The 20,315-nt window shown below is 40.5% G+C and carries 14 protein-coding genes; 7 read left to right on the top strand and 7 right to left on the bottom strand.

The genetic code is table 11. From position 1 onward, the window contains the following. The first annotated feature begins 216 nt into the window (after positions 1–216). The 3 genes from F0919_RS11535 to F0919_RS11525 all read left to right on the top strand — a co-directional run bounded on the left by F0919_RS11535 (position 217) and on the right by F0919_RS11525 (position 3,378). Complete coding sequence (locus F0919_RS11535; protein WP_190277361.1) at positions 217–528, top strand: DUF3467 domain-containing protein; 312 nt, start codon at positions 217–219, stop codon at positions 526–528. Positions 529–576: 48 nt separating this feature from the next. Then, positions 577–2,109 carry a glutamine-hydrolyzing GMP synthase gene (gene guaA / locus F0919_RS11530; RefSeq protein WP_150032921.1) on the top strand — a complete coding sequence of 511 codons (1,533 nt, stop codon included), beginning with the start codon at positions 577–579 and terminating at the stop codon, positions 2,107–2,109. Between the two features lie 522 nt (positions 2,110–2,631). After that, positions 2,632–3,378, top strand: a complete 747-nt coding sequence (locus F0919_RS11525) for a DUF6261 family protein (RefSeq protein ID WP_150032920.1) — start codon at positions 2,632–2,634, stop codon at positions 3,376–3,378. 96 nt (positions 3,379–3,474) lie between these two features. On the opposite strand, the gene F0919_RS11520 is transcribed toward F0919_RS11525, so the two are convergent. The 7 genes from F0919_RS11520 to pdxA all read right to left on the bottom strand — a co-directional run bounded on the left by F0919_RS11520 (position 3,475) and on the right by pdxA (position 15,414). Continuing rightward, the gene (locus F0919_RS11520; RefSeq protein ID WP_150032919.1) at positions 3,475–4,587 is read right to left on the bottom strand and encodes a T9SS type A sorting domain-containing protein; all 1,113 of its coding nucleotides are present in this window, start codon (positions 4,585–4,587) and stop codon (positions 3,475–3,477) included. Positions 4,588–4,609: 22 nt separating this feature from the next. Next, positions 4,610–8,155 carry an Ig-like domain-containing protein gene (locus F0919_RS11515; protein ID WP_150032918.1) on the bottom strand — a complete coding sequence of 1,182 codons (3,546 nt, stop codon included), beginning with the start codon at positions 8,153–8,155 and terminating at the stop codon, positions 4,610–4,612. Positions 8,156–8,196: 41 nt separating this feature from the next. Next, entirely contained in the window at positions 8,197–9,972 is a 1,776-nt protein-coding gene (locus tag F0919_RS11510; RefSeq protein ID WP_150032917.1) for a ligand-binding sensor domain-containing protein, read from the bottom strand. A 669-nt stretch (positions 9,973–10,641) separates the two neighbouring features. Beyond that, positions 10,642–12,225 (bottom strand): T9SS type A sorting domain-containing protein, encoded by a 1,584-nt coding sequence (locus F0919_RS11505; RefSeq protein ID WP_190277360.1) that lies wholly within the window; start codon positions 12,223–12,225, stop codon positions 10,642–10,644. Between the two features lie 140 nt (positions 12,226–12,365). Beyond that, the gene (locus F0919_RS11500; protein WP_150032915.1) at positions 12,366–13,250 is read right to left on the bottom strand and encodes a hypothetical protein; all 885 of its coding nucleotides are present in this window, start codon (positions 13,248–13,250) and stop codon (positions 12,366–12,368) included. A 357-nt stretch (positions 13,251–13,607) separates the two neighbouring features. After that, positions 13,608–14,249 carry a ribosome biogenesis GTP-binding protein YihA/YsxC gene (gene yihA / locus F0919_RS11495; protein ID WP_150032914.1) on the bottom strand — a complete coding sequence of 214 codons (642 nt, stop codon included), beginning with the start codon at positions 14,247–14,249 and terminating at the stop codon, positions 13,608–13,610. 115 nt (positions 14,250–14,364) lie between these two features. Continuing rightward, positions 14,365–15,414 carry a 4-hydroxythreonine-4-phosphate dehydrogenase PdxA gene (pdxA, locus tag F0919_RS11490; protein WP_150032913.1) on the bottom strand — a complete coding sequence of 350 codons (1,050 nt, stop codon included), beginning with the start codon at positions 15,412–15,414 and terminating at the stop codon, positions 14,365–14,367. Between the two features lie 152 nt (positions 15,415–15,566). Here pdxA and F0919_RS11485 point away from each other — a divergent pair, with 152 nt between their 5' ends. From F0919_RS11485 to F0919_RS11470, 4 genes are all read left to right on the top strand, one after another. Next, positions 15,567–16,940 (top strand): pyridoxal-phosphate dependent enzyme, encoded by a 1,374-nt coding sequence (locus F0919_RS11485; protein ID WP_150032912.1) that lies wholly within the window; start codon positions 15,567–15,569, stop codon positions 16,938–16,940. Between the two features lie 131 nt (positions 16,941–17,071). Continuing rightward, entirely contained in the window at positions 17,072–17,350 is a 279-nt protein-coding gene (gene rpsO, locus F0919_RS11480) for a 30S ribosomal protein S15 (RefSeq protein WP_150032911.1), read from the top strand. A 293-nt stretch (positions 17,351–17,643) separates the two neighbouring features. Continuing rightward, positions 17,644–18,165, top strand: coding sequence for a hypothetical protein (locus F0919_RS11475; protein ID WP_150032910.1), 522 nt, complete (start codon positions 17,644–17,646; stop codon positions 18,163–18,165). A 256-nt stretch (positions 18,166–18,421) separates the two neighbouring features. Continuing rightward, positions 18,422–20,248 carry a T9SS type A sorting domain-containing protein gene (locus tag F0919_RS11470; RefSeq protein ID WP_150032909.1) on the top strand — a complete coding sequence of 609 codons (1,827 nt, stop codon included), beginning with the start codon at positions 18,422–18,424 and terminating at the stop codon, positions 20,246–20,248. The last annotated feature ends 67 nt before the right edge of the window (positions 20,249–20,315 follow it).

Here is a 20,315-nt window from a genome sequence, read left to right as displayed (position 1 = left end):
ATGCTATGATTTATACTCGACAAATTTTTTCTGGTTAAACAGGTAGATAGAGGATGGTTTTATAACCAAAATAGACGACAAATTAACAAAAATCAATGAAAATTATCGATAAATGAATAAATTAATCATGAGTTAGCATGTAAGCTAAAATCCTTTTTTTCTCCACTATATTAAATTACCTTTGCACCTCTTTCAAATATCAATAATTTATTCATAATGGACAATCAAAATCAGGAACAACAAATCAATATAGAACTTACGGAAGAAATGGCGGACGGTACTTATGCTAATCTTGCTATTATCAACCATTCTTTCGCTGAATTTGTAGTTGATTACATCAATTTAATGCCGGGCATTCCAAAACCGAAAGTAAAATCAAGAATTATCATGACTCCGCAACATGCAAAGAAATTTATGTTGGCAATGATTGATAACATTAAACGTTACGAAAGCCAGTTTGGTGTTATTAAAGATCCGGAGCAAAACAGCCTTCCATTTACTTTTGGCGGCCCTACTGCCGAAGCATAATATGCTTCAGTAAGCTTAAACCAAATTTTCATTTTTACCAATAATACAATGACGGAGAAAATTCTTATCCTTGATTTTGGTTCCCAATACACACAGCTTATTGCTCGTGGCGTAAGGGAGCTGAACATCTATTGCGAAATTGTGCCTTGCCTGAAGCCAGTGGAAATCACACCTGATATTAAAGGCATTATTCTTTCAGGAAGCCCCTATTCCGTAAATGAAGCGCATGCTCCAAAGCCTGATATAGCAGTGCTTGCAAAGGAGGTTCCTGTATTAGGTGTTTGTTATGGCGCACAATTGATTGCTCAGCAGAACGGAGGAGTAGTAGCCAAGTCCAACAGCAGGGAATTTGGCCGTGCACATCTTCATTTCAAGGATAAAGGAGTTCTTTTCAATACTGTTTCCGACGAAACGCAGGTATGGATGAGCCATAGTGATTCTGTAAAAGAATTACCCGAATCATTTACATTACTGGCGACTACAGCAAGTATTCCTGTAGCAGCTTATAAAGCAAATAATTATCCTAATCCCGTATACGGCATTCAGTTCCACCCGGAAGTAACGCATAGTACGGACGGCCGTCAGATTCTTAAAAACTTTGTAGTAGATGTTTGCGGTTGCGGCCAAAGCTTTACACCTGCACATTTTGTTGAAGAATCCATCGCAGCCATCAAGGAAAAAGTAGGTAATGAAAAAGTAGTGATGGCATTAAGCGGAGGCGTTGACTCCACTGTTGCTGCAACCCTTATTCATCGTGCTATCGGCGACCGTTTATATTGCATATTCGTAGATAACGGCCTGCTTCGTAAAGGTGAGTTTGAACAGGTGATGGAAGGTTATAAACACCTCGGACTGAATGTAAAAGGTGTGGATGCCAAACAACGTTTTTACGATGAGCTTGCCGGAGTAAGCGACCCTGAAGGAAAGCGTAAAATCATCGGAAAATTATTCATCGATATCTTCCAGGAAGAAGCGATTGAATTGAAAGATGTAAAATTCCTGGGTCAGGGCACTATTTATCCCGATGTTATTGAATCGGTTTCTGTTAACGGTCCGTCTGTTACTATCAAATCGCATCATAACGTAGGAGGTCTTCCTGAAAAAATGAATATGCAACTGGTAGAACCATTGCGTTTCTTATTCAAAGATGAAGTGCGCCGCGCAGGTAAGGAATTGCATCTGGATGATATCTTCTTAAAGCGCCATCCTTTCCCCGGCCCTGGTTTAGCCATCCGTATTTTGGGTGCCATTACACCGGAAAAGGTAGCGATGTTGCAAGATGCAGATCATATCTACATCCAGGCATTACGCGATTCTGAAAACTACGACAAAGTATGGCAGGCCGGTACCATCCTGCTTCCCGTACAAAGTGTAGGTGTTATGGGCGATGAACGTACCTATGAATTTACAGTTGCATTGAGAGCCGTAACATCTGTAGATGGCATGACGGCCGATTGGGCGCATCTGCCTTATGAATTTCTGGCAAAAGTATCTAACGATATTATCAATCATGTCCGCGGTATCAACCGTGTGGTATATGATATCAGTAGCAAGCCTCCTGCAACTATTGAGTGGGAATAAAACATTAAAATAATAAAATAACAGAAATGGCTGTCCGGATCCGGACAGCCATTTCTGTTAGACGCGCATTGTAAAATTGTGCCTGGGAAAAGCCAATTGTTATAATGCTATCCTGTCCTAAACAGCGACATGCCATAGCATCTTCCCAAAGAAACAAATGTGAAAGGCCAACACCTTATTCTCAATCAGAAGAAGGTGTTGGTGAAGAACAATGCACGCTTCCCTGTGAAAAGAACCAAATGTTGAACAACAACGATTTCTTCCTTATGAGAAAAGCCAAATATTGAACAACAATGTCTCCTTCCAGATAAGAAAAATGCGATGTGGAAGAACAATATCTTCTTCCCGTTGAGAAGAACCAAATGGTTAACAACAATACTTCCTTTCCGATGAGAAGAAGCCGATGACGGGCAAGAGTACCTTCGGGGATTTTAATTATAGCCTGTCGGTATGAAAATTTTTGAATAAATATGATTCGATTTGCATAAAATAGTATATTTGGAGATAAAAAATCTCTTATTTATGAAATTACACGCTCTCGACAATGCTCGTCTGCATAATGTAGAATTCGGCCAGTTTATTGTCCGTTTGTCTAATGACATTGATTCTTTAAATCTGGACCTTTCCGAAGACCCGGAACTTTATTTACAGTTAAAAAAACTGAACACCCTCTCGGTGGAGTACGACAAGGCTTTACAGCAAATCATAGCACAGGAGCAATCGGCACAATTGCTGGTGCTCGATCAGCAACGCGACTACCGTATCAGTGCCCTCAACAAAATGATTTCGGTATATGAATTCAGTGATATTGAGGAGGAGCAAGCGGCTTATGCAAAGGCTAAAATTATCATGGGCAAGTATACCGGTATTGAAAATGAAAATTATGAAGCGGAAAGCAAAAGCATACAGCTGCTGCTGGACGAATGGAACAAGGAAACAAGCGATTTTGCCCGCGGAACACTGAATCTTTCGGTCCTGCTGCAAAGGCTGAGCCAGGCCGCCGTCACTTTCGATGAACTGTTCAACAAACGCTCCACTGCACTTGGTACCAAAGAAGTATTTAACACAAAATTGCTGCGCAAAGATATGAAGCTGATGTACGACGATGTAGCAAAGGACATACTTGCTATGGCAAAGCGCAAGAAAACCGATTTCTATGTCAAATTGCTGGACATGGTGAATAATGGCCGCAAATATTATGCCGATATCCTCGCTAAAAGACATTCAAAAGGGAAAGGAGGTGATGGACCTGCAACTCCCGAAGTGTAATGGCAATATTGCGTCTCTTTTCTGCAAGTCGCAGCAACAAACAAGATGCCGCCCCGAAATCCGGGGTGGCATCTTGTTTGTTGCTGTTCCTTTATTTTAATCTTTGATTAATCTGATTGTGCCGTTAATGTTCATGCCTGCATTATCATATTTCACGAAGTAAGCGCCCGCAGCCAGTGCCGATATATTAATGCTTGTTTCGTTTTTACCTTTAATGACAGACATGGTAGTGGTATATACAAGCTTGCCGTGTACATCCAGGATGTTGATGTTCAAATCACCGCTTCCCCCTTCATAGTTTTCATACACAAATGCAAAGGTATTGTTGGTTCTTACCGGGTTGGGGTAGATATAGGCGCTGTTGCTTTTTCCTCCCTTGTTAATCAGCCAGACAATTTTAGATGTAGTTGATTTTCCGTTATAATCCACTTGCTTTATCCTGTAACCAACTTTATCCATTGTCTTTTCTTTTGCGCCTTTGTCTGTATAATTGTATTTCGCTGCTTCTTCGTGGTTGCCTATGCTTTTTACCGTACCTACCTGTGTAAAGGTTTTGCCGTCAAAGGAACGTTCGATACTGAAATACTCATTGTTCACTTCCCTTGCAACATCCCAGTTAACTATCGCATCATTACTGCTCCATACCGCATTGATATCTGTGAAATCCAACGGTAGCGGAATCGTTACGGTTAAAGATGACTGACTGTTATCATTGTTGGCATCATTATTTCCATAAATAGCATTATTAGGTGGTAAAGGCCCATCAATATTTAAAGGATCTGTATAATATCCAATATTGGCAATATGTGTTTTAGGGCCATCAACAACTACAGCCTGCATTTTTAGATTGGGATATTTCTGATAACCATCCGTCATGGCTACTTTATTGACAATTACTGCAACATTGCCACCGCCTCCGGGATTGGAGGTAGTGGTCAAACTGTAAATCTCCCAGTCGGCCGTATCCGCAATATTATCAAAGCCAACTATTTTGCCATTTGAGGGTGCCTGGATAGTCGCCATTACGCTACGTACAGGATAAGTACCCGGTCCGTAATTTAATATCTGAACCTGATATGTTACAAATTGATTTAATGATGTTGTGGCAGGAATGGTGCTTATAGCAATAGCGAAATCTCCCGGCTGTGCGAAAGCAATGCCACCTGTACCAATTAGTCCAATAAGGAATACTGTTAAAAACTTTTTCATTTTAATGCTTTTTTTTGGATTATTAATTTCTGGTTATAGTAATACTGTAATTGTTATTTGAATAATTATTGTCACCACCGCTTTGGTATATAATATTTGCTGTGACAGGCTGTACCTGGTTATAAGGTGCAGTATCCGGTACTTTTACCGTAAATCCAATATACTTGCTTCCATTCGGAGTAATGATTGCATTTGGCTTTAATGTAAATTCATAAAAGCTTCCATTCAATACTATGTTCCAGTCAGCATTACTCACCGCAATAGCATTACCATTATAATTGATAGAGGCCATAGCAGGGTCAATAATAAATTCCTTGTTAGGAAGCGACTGGCTCATCCTAAATTTTACAGGCCCTTTATTAATGGTGTTATTCACGTTGTAAATAGCCACGATGAAATTTCTGATTGTATCATTATTGGAAAACAACGTGCTTGAGCCAAAAACAAGCGGCGTATAATCCGGCGCTTTATCTACCAATATATGCAAGGTAGCCTGGTCACATGCCTGTGGTGTACCGTTATCGCATACCGTATAAGTAAAGCTGGTCGTACCTGTAAACCCTGCCGCGGGTGTAAAGGTGTATTGGCCGTTGTCGGATAAGGTCAATGTACCCTGTGGTGTTGTAACATTTTGAGATGTTACGGTTAATGTTCCACCTTCGGGATCATTATCATTCAGTAATACATTACCAGTTGCAGGCACCGTACCATAGGTATTTGCGTAGTCGTCATTTGCTGCAACGCTGTTGATGGCGTTCGGCGGCAATACATTTACGGTTACCGTTGCAGAACCGCATTGGTCCGGCGTTGGTACTGTATCGCAAATTGTATAAGTGAACGAATCGACGCCTGTAAAGCCCGGTGTCGGCGTATAATCCACCGTTCCGTTTGTATTTACAACAACCGTTCCGTTTGAAGGAGGCGTGGTAATACCCGGCGTCCCGAATGAACCTCCCGGTGAGGTAGGGTCATCGTTTCCGGTTATATTGATTGTTATGGTAGAATCGCTCCTGCCTGTTGCATTGTCCGGGTTCACCACCGGCGGGAATACCGGAGTAAATGGATTAAGCACAGTTATTGTAAGCGTTTCTGTCGGGCATGGTGCAGGCTGACCTGGTGCACATACCGGAACATAGAAGGTATAAACACCTGCCGTATCCGGGGTAAAGCTGTAGGAGCCATTGCTGTTTAAGGTTGGCAAGTCCGCAGTGGGATTACCTGTATTCGCTACAGGGGTGCCGAACGTACTACCGCTTACCAATTCATCATTCGTAGATAAGTTACCGCTTACAGGCGTATTGATGTTCGTAACGTTAAAGTCAGGCTCCAATGTATTTACGGGGTCTATCAATACATGCAGCGTTGCTGTAGTGCAGTTGCCTGCCGTGTCACATACGGTATAAGGTATCTGCACAGGGCCATGTGTCCCGGCAGCAGGGGTAAAGGTGTAGTTACCTGTTGCATCTACCACAAAAGTACCTGCAGCAGTAGTAGTATTCTGAGTTGTAACCATAATAGGATCGCCGTCAGGATCTATATCGTTGCTCATCACATTGCCGTTTGCGGTCGTGTTCATTTTGATATTGACATAATCATCGTTGGCCAATATAGTATTTGCTGCTCCTGGAGTATTTACATTCACCGTAACAGTCGTCGTGCCGCATAATGAAGGAACCACTGTTGTGTCACATACGGTATAGGTAAATGTATCTACTCCTGTGAAGCCGGGATCGGGTGTATAAATAATTTCTCCGCCGGGAGTCGTAGTTACCGTTCCATGTGGAGGATCTGTTACCGTCGGTGGGCCGAACGAACCGCCGGGGTTGCCGGGCTGGTCGTTGTCCAGAACCGGAATGGTTACCGTGCTGCCGCTGTCAACCACTGAAATATCAGGATTCACAACAGGAGGGTTGCTGCCTCCGGGAGTATAAGGATTCGTTACTGTTATCGTCAATGTTTCCGTAGGACAATCAATGGTCATACCCGGAGGACATACCGGAACATTAAAGACATACACGCCCGTATTCGTTGGTGTAAATGTATAGGTGCCGTTTGTCTGCATCTGAGGGACATCCGTCGATGAGTTCCCTGTACCTGCAATAGGGGTGCCATATAGCGTACCTGATACAGAATTATCATTAGTGCTTACATCACCATTTACAGGAGTATTCAAATGGGTAATATTAAAATCAGGGTTCAAAGTGTTTACCGGATCTACCAGTATGTACAATGTTGCCGTAGCGCAGTGGCCTGCTGTATCGCATACGGTATAAGGAAAGTTCACAGAACCGAAAAAGTCTTCGTCAGGTGTGAAGCTGTAATTACCTGATGTGTCTAACACAAAAGTGCCGACACTCGCTGTATATATATTCTGGGCAGTCACCTTCATAGGGTCTCCGTTAGGATCCATATCATTGCTTGTCACATTGCCCGCCGCCATAGTATTCATAGAGATTTTCACAAAATCATCGCTTGCAAGGATAATGTTGGGAGATGGCCCCGGATTCACGTTGACCGTTACTGTACTGCTACGACATAAATCAGGATTTGCGGTTGTATCGCATACCGTATAAGTAAAGGAATCTACGCCTGTAAAACCGGGATCGGGAGTATACACAATATCCCCTCCGGGAGTTGTAGTTACCGTTCCGTTCGGCGGATCACTTGGTACCGGAGGTCCGAAATGGCCACCCGGATTGCCCGGTTGATCATTGTCCAAAACAGGAATCGTTACTATACTACCACTGTCAACAACTGAAATGTCGGGATTTACAATCGGAGGATTGCTGCCATAAGGATTTGTCACTGTTATGGTCAATGTTTCATTTACACAACCAATAGTAGTATCCGCAGAACATACGGGAACGTAAAAAGTATATACGCCTGTTTGTGTCGGAGTAAAGGTATAAGTGCCGTCAGGGTTCATTACCGGCACACTTGTATTCGGGTTACTGCCGCCCGCTACCGGTGTTCCATAGGTGGTCCCTGCAGGTACATTATCATTTGTATGCACATTTCCGTTCACGGGAACATTGATATGTGTCACATTAAAATCGGGATTCGTGCTACATGCTATATTAGGTATCACCCTGATAGGCGAAGCCAAAGTAAAGCAACCTTTTACGGGATCGTAAAAAGCGGCATAATAAGTACCGACAGGCGCCACGTGAGCATTGCCTGAATATAAATTTGATACATCTACCGGCTTAATGGTATGAAATGTCAGAATAGTACCGGCAGGCTTGTCTGTGGTATCTACAGATTTATACAGATTCGTGAAATTACTTCCGCAATCTGTTTTTACTATTTTAAATGGCGAAGGCGCGCTATAACAGGTTCCCTTTTTGTAAACGGCATAGTAAATGCCGGGATTTACAGCGGTATCATTTGTTATTAGATTGCCTGTGCTTACCGGCACGGCGCTATGCCATTCCAGTATGGAACCGGCGGGAATAATGTCCGGTTCGATAGTGTTCAGATTGAATGTTTGTGCTTTTACTGAAGACATACCCAGTATCAACAGGCAAACCCAACCTATAACTCCCAAATATATTTTAGAGTTTTTCATAATTTTCAGATTAGTTGTTTTGTTAATGAACAATGGATGTCTTATTTCAAATCAGGGCCTATCACTTTATAGGTACAATTTTCCGGTGTCCATATATTGATAATAGAAGGGTTGTTCTTAGTTTGATCTGTCAGATCTGCCGTACAGGAACCGGCCCCTCCAACTGATACACTGAACATACCCAAGGCTGAGCCATCATATTTCAAAGTCAGGTAAAAATCATTTATGCCAACCGTATTAGTTGTAAAGGTGGTGTAAGGATCCTGCATGCTCATGCCGGAACCGCTTACGGTAACAGGTTTGAATATGCCCGGTGTTGTAACATTAACCGGTATTTTTACTACCAATGTAGAAGGTGTGCCGGCTACAGGCGCTGCCATGAAGGACAAACCGCTACATTGAATCGTACCGATTCCGGGATCTTTATTAGGAACTACTGTAGGGGTTTTAGTACCACAGTTTGCAGTTTGGGTTGCAGTTGATTCGCCTTGCACCTTCAGCTTCCCGTTATTATACAGGATGTGTAAGGTTTCGTATCCGCTACTGGCTCTTGCGCCTGTAGTGGCAGCGCCATCGCCGCCGCCGATACTTTGAAAAGCTGTTTCCCAGGCTTCATTGTTTGTGTGCTTATGTTCGCCACCATTGAGAGCGTGGTTGTCGCCCAATCCGCCATTGTAGAGCGCAATTGCCAATTCTCCGGTTACCTGATTCACATCGAAATAAGACGCTTTAGTCGCTCCGGGGAAAATGTAACTATTTGTTACATTACGCATAAAGTCCAGATCCAGGTTACCATTGGGATCGAATTTGTACATGCCTATACCATGATGCGTACCGCCGGTTTCCAAAGGCATGTTTGCGAAAATATTACCATCGCTGTCAAAGCGTACTAAAAACTTACCACCGCCATTCAGATAATTCGGATAAGCTGTGATAAGACTCAGGTCTGTATGGTTGAAACCTGTAGCCAGGGTACCATTGGGATTAAGGATCACCAATCCGGGCTGTGCAGGCTGACCGGTTTTCAGGTTACCACGAATGAAAATCTTGCCATCTGTCGGCCTGATGCCCATATCATAAACTTCACCTGTAGAAATACTAACATTGCTCCAGTTAGGACAAGTATTTCCGGCAAAATCAACACATTTAATTACCGTCGGGTTATTTACATTGCCGTCCGTTTGGGCAAAATAGATACGATTACCGGCAGTTGCGATAGCTTCACCATTAGCAAGTGTAGTTACTACGCTATTGTTAAGCGGTGATCCCACAGGCGGCGTTATTTTGGTAAAAACAGGGTTTTCAGGATCACTTACATTTGCATAGCACAAAAAGCTGGTTGCACCCCCTGATCCATTGCCCGTATAGGCAACATATACAACGGTATCCTTATCGACAGATGCTACAGTGGAGCCTCTGTAAGCATAACCGAGGGTCGAAGAAACTGCAGTACCTGATGGTTTTACATAATAGGAGCCTGAAAAAAGGCCACCTGTCGGTCCAAATATCTCCAGGCTACTGGCAGAATAATTTTTAGTCAATGTAGTGTTTACAGAAACAATACCAGGCCCCATATTCAGAACCAGATTGTCTGATGTATTGCTACAGAATGTGCCTCCATGAGAAAAGGCCAGCTTGTTGCCATCAGGACTCCATGCAAGGCTGGAAATACTTGTTTGCTGTGTAAACCAACAACCGTAGTTAATATTGTAATTACAGTTTTGTGCCAATGCCGCAAAAGGCAAAAAAGCCAGAAGCGTAAAGATTACTTTAAATTTTTTGACCATGTTTTTTTGGTGCATTTGTTTAATTTTCATGTTGTATTTTTTTAATTAATTCATACTATAAAAAGTGCAGATATTTTGTGTTTCTTAACAGTTGTTCAAAAACCGTGCCAAAATTTTATCAAATCAGCTAATTGCATATAGTATTCTTAGTACTTTACTAAATTCACCTTTCGAAAAATGATAATGCTTAGTAATAATTATACTATTGCAATTATCATGCCACAATTGAAGAAGAAGTTAAAGTCTTAATGATTTTCACTTAAAAAATCATAATATCTTTTACATTATCATCAAAACGTTTAAATAAGAATTAAACCAACAGTATATTTGTAAGTCATTCTCGAAATTAAAAAGGCATTTAATTTATTGAAATATAAATTAAATGCCTTTTTGATGAACTTTGAGAGCTGCAAATCCTTAATCTGATTGTTTCTGATTTTAGCCGGATGGATTAAATTATTACCATAGGAATAAGAAAAAATGAAGAATCTAATATTTGGTAGATTCTCAAAAGGAAGCCTTAAAGAAGAGAAATAGAGAAAGGAATTCGCAGGAAATAATATTAATTGCCGCTATATTCCCGGCGGGCATTGAGGATTGATAGTAATTCGATTTTATTTATTTCAAAAACAAGCTTCACCTCAAGAATTGATGATGAGGTGAAGCTTATTTTTTCAGACAATCCGGATATTTAGATTTTTATTGCTTGATTATTTTTTCACATTTCGTGCCAAAATTATCATCTCTTACATTTACCATATAAATACCACAAGGATAATTTTCCATATTTATCTGCAATGCGCTTTCTTCGGTTTGGACATTGTATAACCTGCGACCCATTATATCAAATAGACTGACATCACTTTTCCCTTTGAATCCGCTGATCATGATATTGTTCTGTGTCGGATTAGGGGTGATTTTCAAATAGTCTTGCAGTTTGCAACTGCTATTCAGATACAATTCTTTCTGATAATAAACGGCATTACCGTCTTTATATAATGTCTTTATCCCAAATATGGCTTTGCCGGCAGGCACCTCCGGCATTGTATAGTTATAATCGTTCGGAGCTGTGAAGTTGCTGACATCCATTCCCGCAATATCCTTGTAATCTTTACCATTGGGGCTATATCGGACCGCAAATGCCTGAATATCGGTTTCTGCTGCTGTTGTCCAGTGGAGGTGTGCTGAACATTCGCTATCCATGTGTCCGCTAAATGATAATATATCAACAGCAAGTGGAAACGAAAGCACATTGCCTATTGCAATCGCCCCGTAGTTACTCATATCAATAATATTTCCTGTAATTGTACTGCCTTCAAGGTTTCCTGTAGCACCATTACTACCGCTAAGATTATCCCATTGCAATGTATGCAGGTTCCAACCTGCAAGCCGCATGTCGGCAGCACTTGCGTAACCACCGTTCCCGGAAAACGAAGGTATGGATACGGTGACGGTCAACGGAGATGTACCGCTTGTTGCAACCCAATCCCAAAAACAAATCGGAGAAACTGTGGCAAGCTTATCTATACCTGTAATACCTGAAGGATTAAGAGAAGAGAGGCTTTGAGTACCAACTGTTGTTGGGTCGAGCCCTGAATCAGCGCTTCCATTCCAATACGCCACAGACAGCGTATTGTTTATCGATGTCGGTGCACTGATTTGTAAGGTTCTTAAATCAGTGCCATCTTGTGCTCCGACGGGGAAGGTAAAAGCATCATCACCCGATTTTGTAACGTAACCATTAACATACTGGGCATCTCCGGCAGCCGTGTTTATGTAAATGGCATTGTCCCGGAAGCGCAGGGCTCCGGTTGATGCTGTACCACGAACTGTTGTTGTTACTCCATTGGCAAAACTTGCACTTCCTGCAATATCAGCCCCATTGGCATTGCTGATATCAAAAGGCTGCCCCGTTCCGTTTTCCAGGAACAGCTCACCAAAAACCGGGGCGACTGAACCTCCTATACTCTGTTGGCCGGGGTTATTGCCGGGACCTTTAAAATAGTCTCTTCCATTTACAGCCGCATTGTATATTCCATCGTTTCTGAAGGCACTATTGTTATTATTTCCACTTTGCCCGTAATGTTCAAAAACACCATAACTGCCGGGCCCTCCTGCACTACCAACCGTGCTATAGTTCCCATTTGCCGCATTCCATGTTTGAACAGACCAATCGCTTACCAGTCCGCCACTGTTAACAACAATAGTATCATTATGCCATTGTGCATAAACGGGAGTACATCCGGCAACGAGGATTAACTGAATTAAGAATTTAAGTTTCATGACATCACTTTGAAAGTCCTGAAATTGGATTTGAAAACCGCTTAGACCTGTTTGCATTGCAGTTATCAAACAAATAACAGACTGTTTATACTTGTATTATTGAAATCAGGATTAGTTGTATTTATCATTGATGATGGCAGTTACAGACCCGTAATAATCATTTGACGGAAAACCGAACTCATATTTGTGGCACCACAGCCATTACACATAACTTTCCTGACGAAAATCTGGTCATTCTTCGTTAAATAAAGTACAGTATTGATATCACCTTTGCTGGTATTGCTACCGGCGGTGGCAAAATTGACGAGATTATAGAACGAACTTCTTGTCGATGTGCCATTTTTATAAACGAACAAGGCGACGGATACAGAAAGATTTGATCCTGTTATTGAACCTGTCTCAGAAGCTTCAATTTTGTAATATCCTGTTTGGGGGCAAGTCCATGTATCGTTTGTAAGATTAAAGTCCGCACCGCCATTTGTACTTAAATCCAAAGTCGAATAATTCTGTGTAACAATTACACCCTGAGCATGCGTTTCAGATGTAGAAGAAGAAACACTATAAATGTAGTTCACCTTATTTTTAGTTACTTGAGCTACTTCATAGGTAGTACCTGCAGCAGTATTCGTGCTTGTTTTTACCAATAAGGCTGTTTCGCCAGGCAAGATTGTAATTGTTCCCCCATTGTCAATCAGTTCCGTCCCTGCAGCAGCGATTGTTAGTGTATAAGTGCCGGAGTTATTCTTGAAAAAATATAGACGCCCCTTTCTGTCTATGCCCGTTGTAGAGGCGGGTAAAGTTGCTGTCCCGGCTGCCGAACCATTCCAGATTATATAAAAATCGTTTTCAGAAACACTGTATGCATTCGCAGTAACAGATTGATAAGCAGCAGCCAAAGATCCGTTTACGGTAAGTTTAGATCCAGGCAATGATGTACCTACTCCTAAATTGTTACTTTGTGCATAAACATTGCCATAAAAAGGCAACAGAGCTAATAGAGCTAATTTTAAAATATTGTTTTTCATAATTTTGATTTGAGATATCATTAAAATGTGCATTGTTCAATAAGTATATCTTACCTATAACTGATTTAAATCCATAAAATGCACTACATATAAACTGAGCATATTTCCTTTCAGTAGCCAGTTAAAGCTAATTATATCAATTATCGTGCCAAAATTGAAATAGAACAACAACAACTGGTAGTTTCCCTGAAAAAAAGCATGTAATCATCTATATTATAAGTAATAATTAGATTTTACTTGCGCCATCGATTTACCAAATCATTTTGGAGAAAGAAGTAACAGATGCAAAAGAGAACAAAAAAAAACTTCCATAGCAAGACGCTATGGAAGAAAGAAAAATAATAAATACGCTTTTATCTATAAAAATATTCTGGGTTCGTCCGGATTGAAATTGAGATTTACTTCATCAATATAGCTGAGCAAATCTTTTCGTCCCAAAGCTTTAACAGCGGATGTGACGAAATAACGTGGGATATATTCCCATTGCTCTTTCATTCTGCTCACAAAATTCTTTACGTTTTTAGCCGTTTCGCTTTGGGTATTCTTATCGGCTTTAGTGAATATCATATTAAACGGAATGCCCCATTCCCCCAAAGAAACCAGAAAGTCAAGATCTATCTGCTGCGGACTGATGCGGCTGTCGATCAATACAAATACAGTCTGCAGGTTTTCTCTTGTACGAAAGTATGCTTCCAGCATTTTTTGCCATTGCACACGTTGTGTCTGCGAACGCTTGGCATAACCATACCCCGGCAAATCGACCATATACCAGGGGGTATCAGCATTGCGCTCACCATTAATCAAGAAATGATTGATAAGTGTTGTTTTACCCGGTGTCTTGGAGACTTTGGCAAGTTTGGCATTATTAGTTATCATATTTATCAGTGACGACTTACCTACATTAGACCGACCAATGAATGCATATTCCGGCTTATCCGGCGGCGGACATTGTTCTACTTTTGCGCTACTGATAACATAGCTGGCGTTATTTATTTCCATAACAGGAAAGATATTAGACATCAGATGTCAGTACCTACTTGTATCTAATATCCGATTGTGAATTTTAGGATTTGAATTTTGGAACTTTTTACTTGTGGCACAGAAATTTCCTGAATTATCTTTCTTTCTGCAGTCTTTGTCTTTGCAAAGGATTGGCAGTATATTCCGCATATTCAGCTCTTTGCTTCAGAATATCGATGGCTTGATATACTGCTTCACGCATGGAATCGGGCGAAGCCAGATTTTTTCCTGCAATATCAAAAGCAGTGCCGTGGTCAGGCGAAGTACGCACTACAGACAAACCGCAGGTATAGTTTACGCCTTCGCCATTGTTCAACGATTTAAAAGGAATCAATCCCTGATCATGGTACATGGCAATAACTGCATCAAATTGCTTGTAATGATGATGGGCAAAAAAACCATCGGCACTAAAAGGCCCGAAAGCCAATACACCCGCATTTTGTAAAGATTGAATAGCTGGCTGAATGATGGTAATTTCCTCCTGGCCAATCAAACCTTCATCGCCGGCATGTGGATTCAGGCCAAGAACGGCAATTTTAGGTTTTGAAATCCCGAAATCTTTTACCAGCGCTTCTTTCAGTATTTGTGTTTTTTGAATAATCAATTCAGGCGTTATGGTTTTCGCCACATCTGCAACCGGAATATGTTCTGTGACCAATCCAACCCTGAAATCACCATTATATAAAAGCATCACCACATCTTTAGCTTCAAATTTCTCTTTGAAGAAAGGTGTATGTCCCGTATAATTGAAATCAGGCGTCTGTGTATTTTTTTTATGGATGGGTGCCGTTACGATAGCGTCAATCTGTCCGTCTTTCAGGCATTGAGCCGCAACCATCAGAGAGCGTACGGCATATTTCCCACCTTCGGCAGTTAACTCGCCCGGTGTAATAGCAACTTCTTCTTCCCAGCAATTAAAGACATTAACCTGTTTGGGATTTAATGCGTCAAAACTTTTGGTACTGGCAAAATTGAACTGATGTTCCGTTACAATCCGGCGATAGTAATTAATAGCCTTATTGGATGCAAATATAACAGGCGTGCATATATCCAGCATTCTGTTGTCTGAAAATATCTTGATAATAAGCTCCAGGCCTACACCATTCAAATCGCCGGTTGTAATGCCGATAATTGGTTTTTCCATAAGTTTCAATACATTTTTCGCTGCAAAGTCAACAATTGTTGCGGTTGCAAAACTACACAATGATATCCAATTAATTTGGGGCTGTGATATTGTGGCGGTACATAGCTATTTAAATTTATTAACTTTGCCGCTCAAAAAACAATAAACGATTCATGACACCTGATAAAAAAGTGTACGACAATATACTTCAGACCATTGGTAACACACCTTTGATAAAATTGAATAAAGTTGCAGCAGACTTGCCTTGTCCTGTTTATGCTAAAGTGGAATTTTTCAATCCCGGCAACTCTATCAAAGACCGTATGGCTTTAAAGATGTTGGAAGTAGCTGAAAAAGAAGGTAAAATAAAACCGGGCGGCACCATTATTGAAGGTACATCGGGCAATACAGGCATGGGTCTGGCTTTGGCCGCCATTCAAAAAGGCTATCGCTGCATTTTTACTACTACAGATAAGCAATCAAAAGAAAAAGCGGATATTCTTAAAGCTTTAGGTGCTGAAGTAATTATCTGTCCGACCAATGTAGAGCCGGAAGATCCTAAATCTTATTATTCCGTTTCAAAAAGGCTGGCAACGGAAGTGCCTAATAGCTGGTATGTAAATCAATATGATAACCTTGCAAACCGCCTGGCGCATTATGAGCAAACAGGCCCTGAAATATGGGAGCAAACAGAAGGGAAAGTAACACACCTTGTTGTAGCAACAGGAACGGGTGGAACAATTACGGGGACAGGTAAATATTTAAAAGAAAAGAATCCTGATATTCAGGTGTGGGCTATTGACAGCTATGGCTCTTTATTGACCAAATGGTTCAATACCGGCGAACTGGACATGAAGGAAGTACATCCATATATTACAGAAGGTATCGGAGAAGATTTCCTTCCTGAAAATTATGACAGGGATTGTATTGATTATTTTGAAAAAGTAACGGATAAAGATGGCGCTGTAATGGCCCGCCGCATTGCCAAAGAAGAAGGCATATTTGTGGGTTATAGTGCGGGTTCGGCATTGTCTGGCCTAAAACAACTGAAAAGCAAATTGAAAAAAGACGATTTGGTTGTCGTTATTTTTCATGATCATGGCAGCCGCTATGTCGGTAAAGTTTATAATGACGAATGGATGCTGGATCGTGGTTTCCTGGATGTGCATACCGTTCAGGATTTAATTGGCGGATTAGGCAGAAGAAGATTGGTTACCATTGAATCAAATGAAACTGTTGCAAAAGCAATGGAATTGATGCAGAAATATGATATTGAACAGATTCCGGTAATGAAAGGCGGTGAGATGACAGGCGCAGTTTCGCAACATGGGTTGTTCAAAAAACTAATGCAGGATATTAATGTAAAGGAGCAAACCATTGAAAGCGTAATAGAAGCATCTATACCGATGGTAGAAATGAATACGCCGATTGAAAGGCTGACTTCTTATTTAAGCAAAGAAAACAATGCAGTATTGGCTAAAGATGATAGCGGCGATTATCATATCCTTACCCAATATGATGTGTTGAATGCATTATCGAAAGGATAAGAAGAGTCCTTGTGACAGAAATTCAAATTTGGAAATTGGAAATTTATTTTTGGAATTTCATTAAAAGGTTTTACCTTTGCGCTCCGAATTTGTGAGGTACAATAAAATAAATACAATTAATTAATACAATAATGGCTAACGCAACAATCGACGCTAAGAAAGCAAATATTTTCAAAACCTACGGTGGATCTGAAAAAAATACAGGTTCTATTGAGGCTCAAATCGCTTTGTTAACTGAGCGTATCCTTCATATTTCTGCTCATATTAAAAACGGCAACAAGAAAGACCATTCTTCTAACTTAGGTTTGATTAAAATGGTAGGACAACGTAAACGCTTGTTAACTTACCTGAGCCGCACTAACCTTCAAGGTTACCGTGAGCTGATTGCTAAATTAGGTCTTCGTAAATAATTACAATCTTGTAGTTTTACAATATAAAAGCCATTCCCGGATCGTAAGTTTCGGGAATGGTTTTTTGTGTTTATTAAATGATATGGAATGATTTTAAATCAGCATCCGGGCATCATTTAACCGTTAGTTTTTATTTCTTTTATCTGATTTCTTTGTTCTTTTAAATAATTATAAACTAATCTGTTATAAAAGCATTCAAGACATTAACATAATTTTTCCAATACGTCCGTTTGCTATGTTCCGTTGATTATATATTATTGCGTTTGATAATTCTTAACAAAAAATCAGAAAACATGAAAAAGATCATTTTATTAACAGCTATCGCATTGACATCATTTGCAGCTGCAACTAACGCACAGGAAAAAGGTGGATTTAAATTAGGTGTTGGCCCTGTTGCCGCATTGCCTCTCGGAGATTTCGGAGATTTCTATTCTTTCGGTGTCGGTGGTGAAGTTCAGGCTTCTTATGGTATTACCGATAATATTGCAGGTTTTGTACAGGCTGGTTATAGCCAGTACTTTGCAAAATCATACGATTTTGGTGGTATTTCTATTAAGGGAGATGCAACAGGCATAATTCCTGCATTAGTTGGTGCCCGTTATCATAATTCCGGCTTTATGGTAGGTGCAGGAATCGGATATGCTAAAGTTACTGCAGAAGGAGCAGGCGGAGGTTTTGCTTATAGCCCGCAAATAGGATACTCTTTTGGAGACGGTATGGTTGATGTAATTGCTCATTATACTGGCATCACTACTTCAGGTTCAGCAACTTCAATGGTTGGCCTTAAAGTGTTCATCAACTTTTTAGGCAAATAATTTGCAGATCAAACATTATACGAAGAGGCCATTCCTGAAGAATGGCCTCTTTAATATTAACTAAAGTACCAGGTTATAAATATAGCTTCATCCCGAATCAGGGCAAATTATTTATGATATTGAAATGAACATCAGTTCATTCGACACCTGAAACGAAAAGATTTTCTTTAAAATAGCATTGTATTTTATCCTAAATCTATATTTTGTTCATTAGGCTTATACTCCGGATACACTTTGACTAAACAAAAACCTAAATATGGCCCATAAAACCATCATCATCTTAATTACACTTCTTCTATCATTCTTTGAAACACACGCCACAATCTGGCATGTCAGAGATACAAATACAATTGCAAATGCGGATGGGCTCACCTGGAACACAGGTTACAATAATCTATTCTACCCTTTGCTGATCTCTTCCCCGGGCGACACTATATGGGTAGCAAAAGGCCTTTATGAGCTTGATCATCCTTATTGGGCTTATAGCCTCAAAAACAATGTGGCTGTTTATGGGGGTTTTGCCGGAGATGAAACACAATTGAGTCAACGCAATTGGCAACAAAATATCACAAGGCTTAATGGCCGTTCCGAACATAACTGCGTCATTGACAATACAACTGCATTGGATTCCACAGCAGTTTTAGACGGCGTTACGATAGCATATGATGATTACATGAATTTCGATGCTGCGGGGGCAATGCATAATGAAAACGCATCGCCAACCATCAGGAACTGTACTTTTCTACAAAACTTCAGTAATACCTATTATGCGGGTGGAATTTATAATATCAACTCTTCTCCAAAAATCATTAACTGTTTCTTTATTGAGAATGTAGGGGGTGCAATAATTAACGTTAGCGGCTCTTCCCCACAAATTGTCAACTGTACATTTATAGGAAACAGGGCAGATCAGGGCGCAGCAATATATAATACCGACAACTGCTCCCTATCTATTACTAACTCTCTTTTTTATCAAAACTTCATTTATGCTCTTGGTAATGCTACGGCAATCTATAATGTGACATCTGACCCGGTAATTAACAATTGTACTTTTTTTGGCAACTTTTCTTTTGCCGGTGGTAATACGCCAACCATTTTTAATGCTTCCTCTAATGCTGTTATTAATAACTCGATAATATGGGGAAATGATGGAGGTGTTTCCGGCTCCGCACAAACAAGATATTCCCTGATTCAGGGAACACCCGCAGATAGCTCCAACCACAATATAGCAGGAAATACAAACCCTTTATTCGTTGATACATCAGCCGCCAACTTTAAGTTAGCTACTGCAAGCCCTTGTATTAATTCGGGCCATAACGCCTTTCTACCACAAGGAATTAATATGGACTTAGCGGGTGTCAGCAGGATTTTTGGTAATACAGTAGATATGGGAGCTTATGAATTTGAAAGCGCCCCGATTGCAGATCTTGGGAACGACACAACGATCTGCAGCCAGCAGCCCATAACACTTGATGCTCAAAACCAGATAAGTGAATATATATGGAGCACCGGCGACACGACCCAAACCATAAATGTAACTACTTCAGGCACTTATTTTGTCACGGTCACAAATGCACTCGGTTCCTCTTCTGATACTATAAATATTATTGTCAACGCTTCACCTGTTGTGCAACTCGGTAACGATACGACACTTCAAATCGGAGAAACTATCATCTTAGACGCAGGAAATGCAGGAGCAGTGTATCTATGGAACACAATGGGAACAACTCAGACCATTGCAGTGAATGATCCCGGATTATATAGTGTTACAGTATCGAACGGATTTGGATGTTCCTCACGCGACTCAATAAATATCAATTTCAGTTCAGTTGGATTTCAGGAACTTAATATAGATACTCCGTTTTTCAGTATATATCCGAATCCGGCAAAAGGCTTTTTAAATATTACGGTAAATCAATTTATAAAACCGATAGATTGCGCTATTTATAATCTCAACGGCAAATTGATTAAAAGAATACGCATTGTGCAGAAAAATGAACGACTGGACATGCGCAATTTTATTTCGGGTACTTATTATTTAAAACCTTTGAACGGAGAAGGCATAAAATTCACGATCCAATAACAATGATTAAATAATAATTCTCGCTAATTTTTGCCATTCACACAATAAAAGCGACTTTTGCAACGCC

The organism is Taibaiella lutea, assembly GCF_008629695.1.
In the GTDB taxonomy this organism is placed as follows: domain Bacteria; phylum Bacteroidota; class Bacteroidia; order Chitinophagales; family Chitinophagaceae; genus Taibaiella; species Taibaiella lutea.
The sequence above is the reverse complement of the archived record's forward strand: the minus strand, read 5'-3'. Positions and strand labels throughout refer to the sequence as shown.

What these genes read in the sequence shown, in the direction of transcription:
- F0919_RS11515 (WP_150032918.1), bottom strand. Translation starts at nt 8,155, where the DNA reads ATGAAAAACTCTAAAATATATTTGGGAGTTATAGGTTGGGTTTGCCTG.
- F0919_RS11535 (WP_190277361.1), top strand. Translation starts at nt 217, where the DNA reads ATGGACAATCAAAATCAGGAACAACAAATCAATATAGAACTTACGGAA.
- F0919_RS11505 (WP_190277360.1), bottom strand. Translation starts at nt 12,225, where the DNA reads ATGAAACTTAAATTCTTAATTCAGTTAATCCTCGTTGCCGGATGTACT.
- guaA (WP_150032921.1), top strand. Translation starts at nt 577, where the DNA reads ATGACGGAGAAAATTCTTATCCTTGATTTTGGTTCCCAATACACACAG.
- yihA (WP_150032914.1), bottom strand. Translation starts at nt 14,249, where the DNA reads ATGGAAATAAATAACGCCAGCTATGTTATCAGTAGCGCAAAAGTAGAA.
- F0919_RS11520 (WP_150032919.1), bottom strand. Translation starts at nt 4,587, where the DNA reads ATGAAAAAGTTTTTAACAGTATTCCTTATTGGACTAATTGGTACAGGT.
- F0919_RS11475 (WP_150032910.1), top strand. Translation starts at nt 17,644, where the DNA reads ATGAAAAAGATCATTTTATTAACAGCTATCGCATTGACATCATTTGCA.
- rpsO (WP_150032911.1), top strand. Translation starts at nt 17,072, where the DNA reads ATGGCTAACGCAACAATCGACGCTAAGAAAGCAAATATTTTCAAAACC.
- F0919_RS11510 (WP_150032917.1), bottom strand. Translation starts at nt 9,972, where the DNA reads ATGAAAATTAAACAAATGCACCAAAAAAACATGGTCAAAAAATTTAAA.
- F0919_RS11485 (WP_150032912.1), top strand. Translation starts at nt 15,567, where the DNA reads ATGACACCTGATAAAAAAGTGTACGACAATATACTTCAGACCATTGGT.
- F0919_RS11500 (WP_150032915.1), bottom strand. Translation starts at nt 13,250, where the DNA reads ATGAAAAACAATATTTTAAAATTAGCTCTATTAGCTCTGTTGCCTTTT.
- F0919_RS11470 (WP_150032909.1), top strand. Translation starts at nt 18,422, where the DNA reads ATGGCCCATAAAACCATCATCATCTTAATTACACTTCTTCTATCATTC.
- pdxA (WP_150032913.1), bottom strand. Translation starts at nt 15,414, where the DNA reads ATGGAAAAACCAATTATCGGCATTACAACCGGCGATTTGAATGGTGTA.
- F0919_RS11525 (WP_150032920.1), top strand. Translation starts at nt 2,632, where the DNA reads ATGAAATTACACGCTCTCGACAATGCTCGTCTGCATAATGTAGAATTC.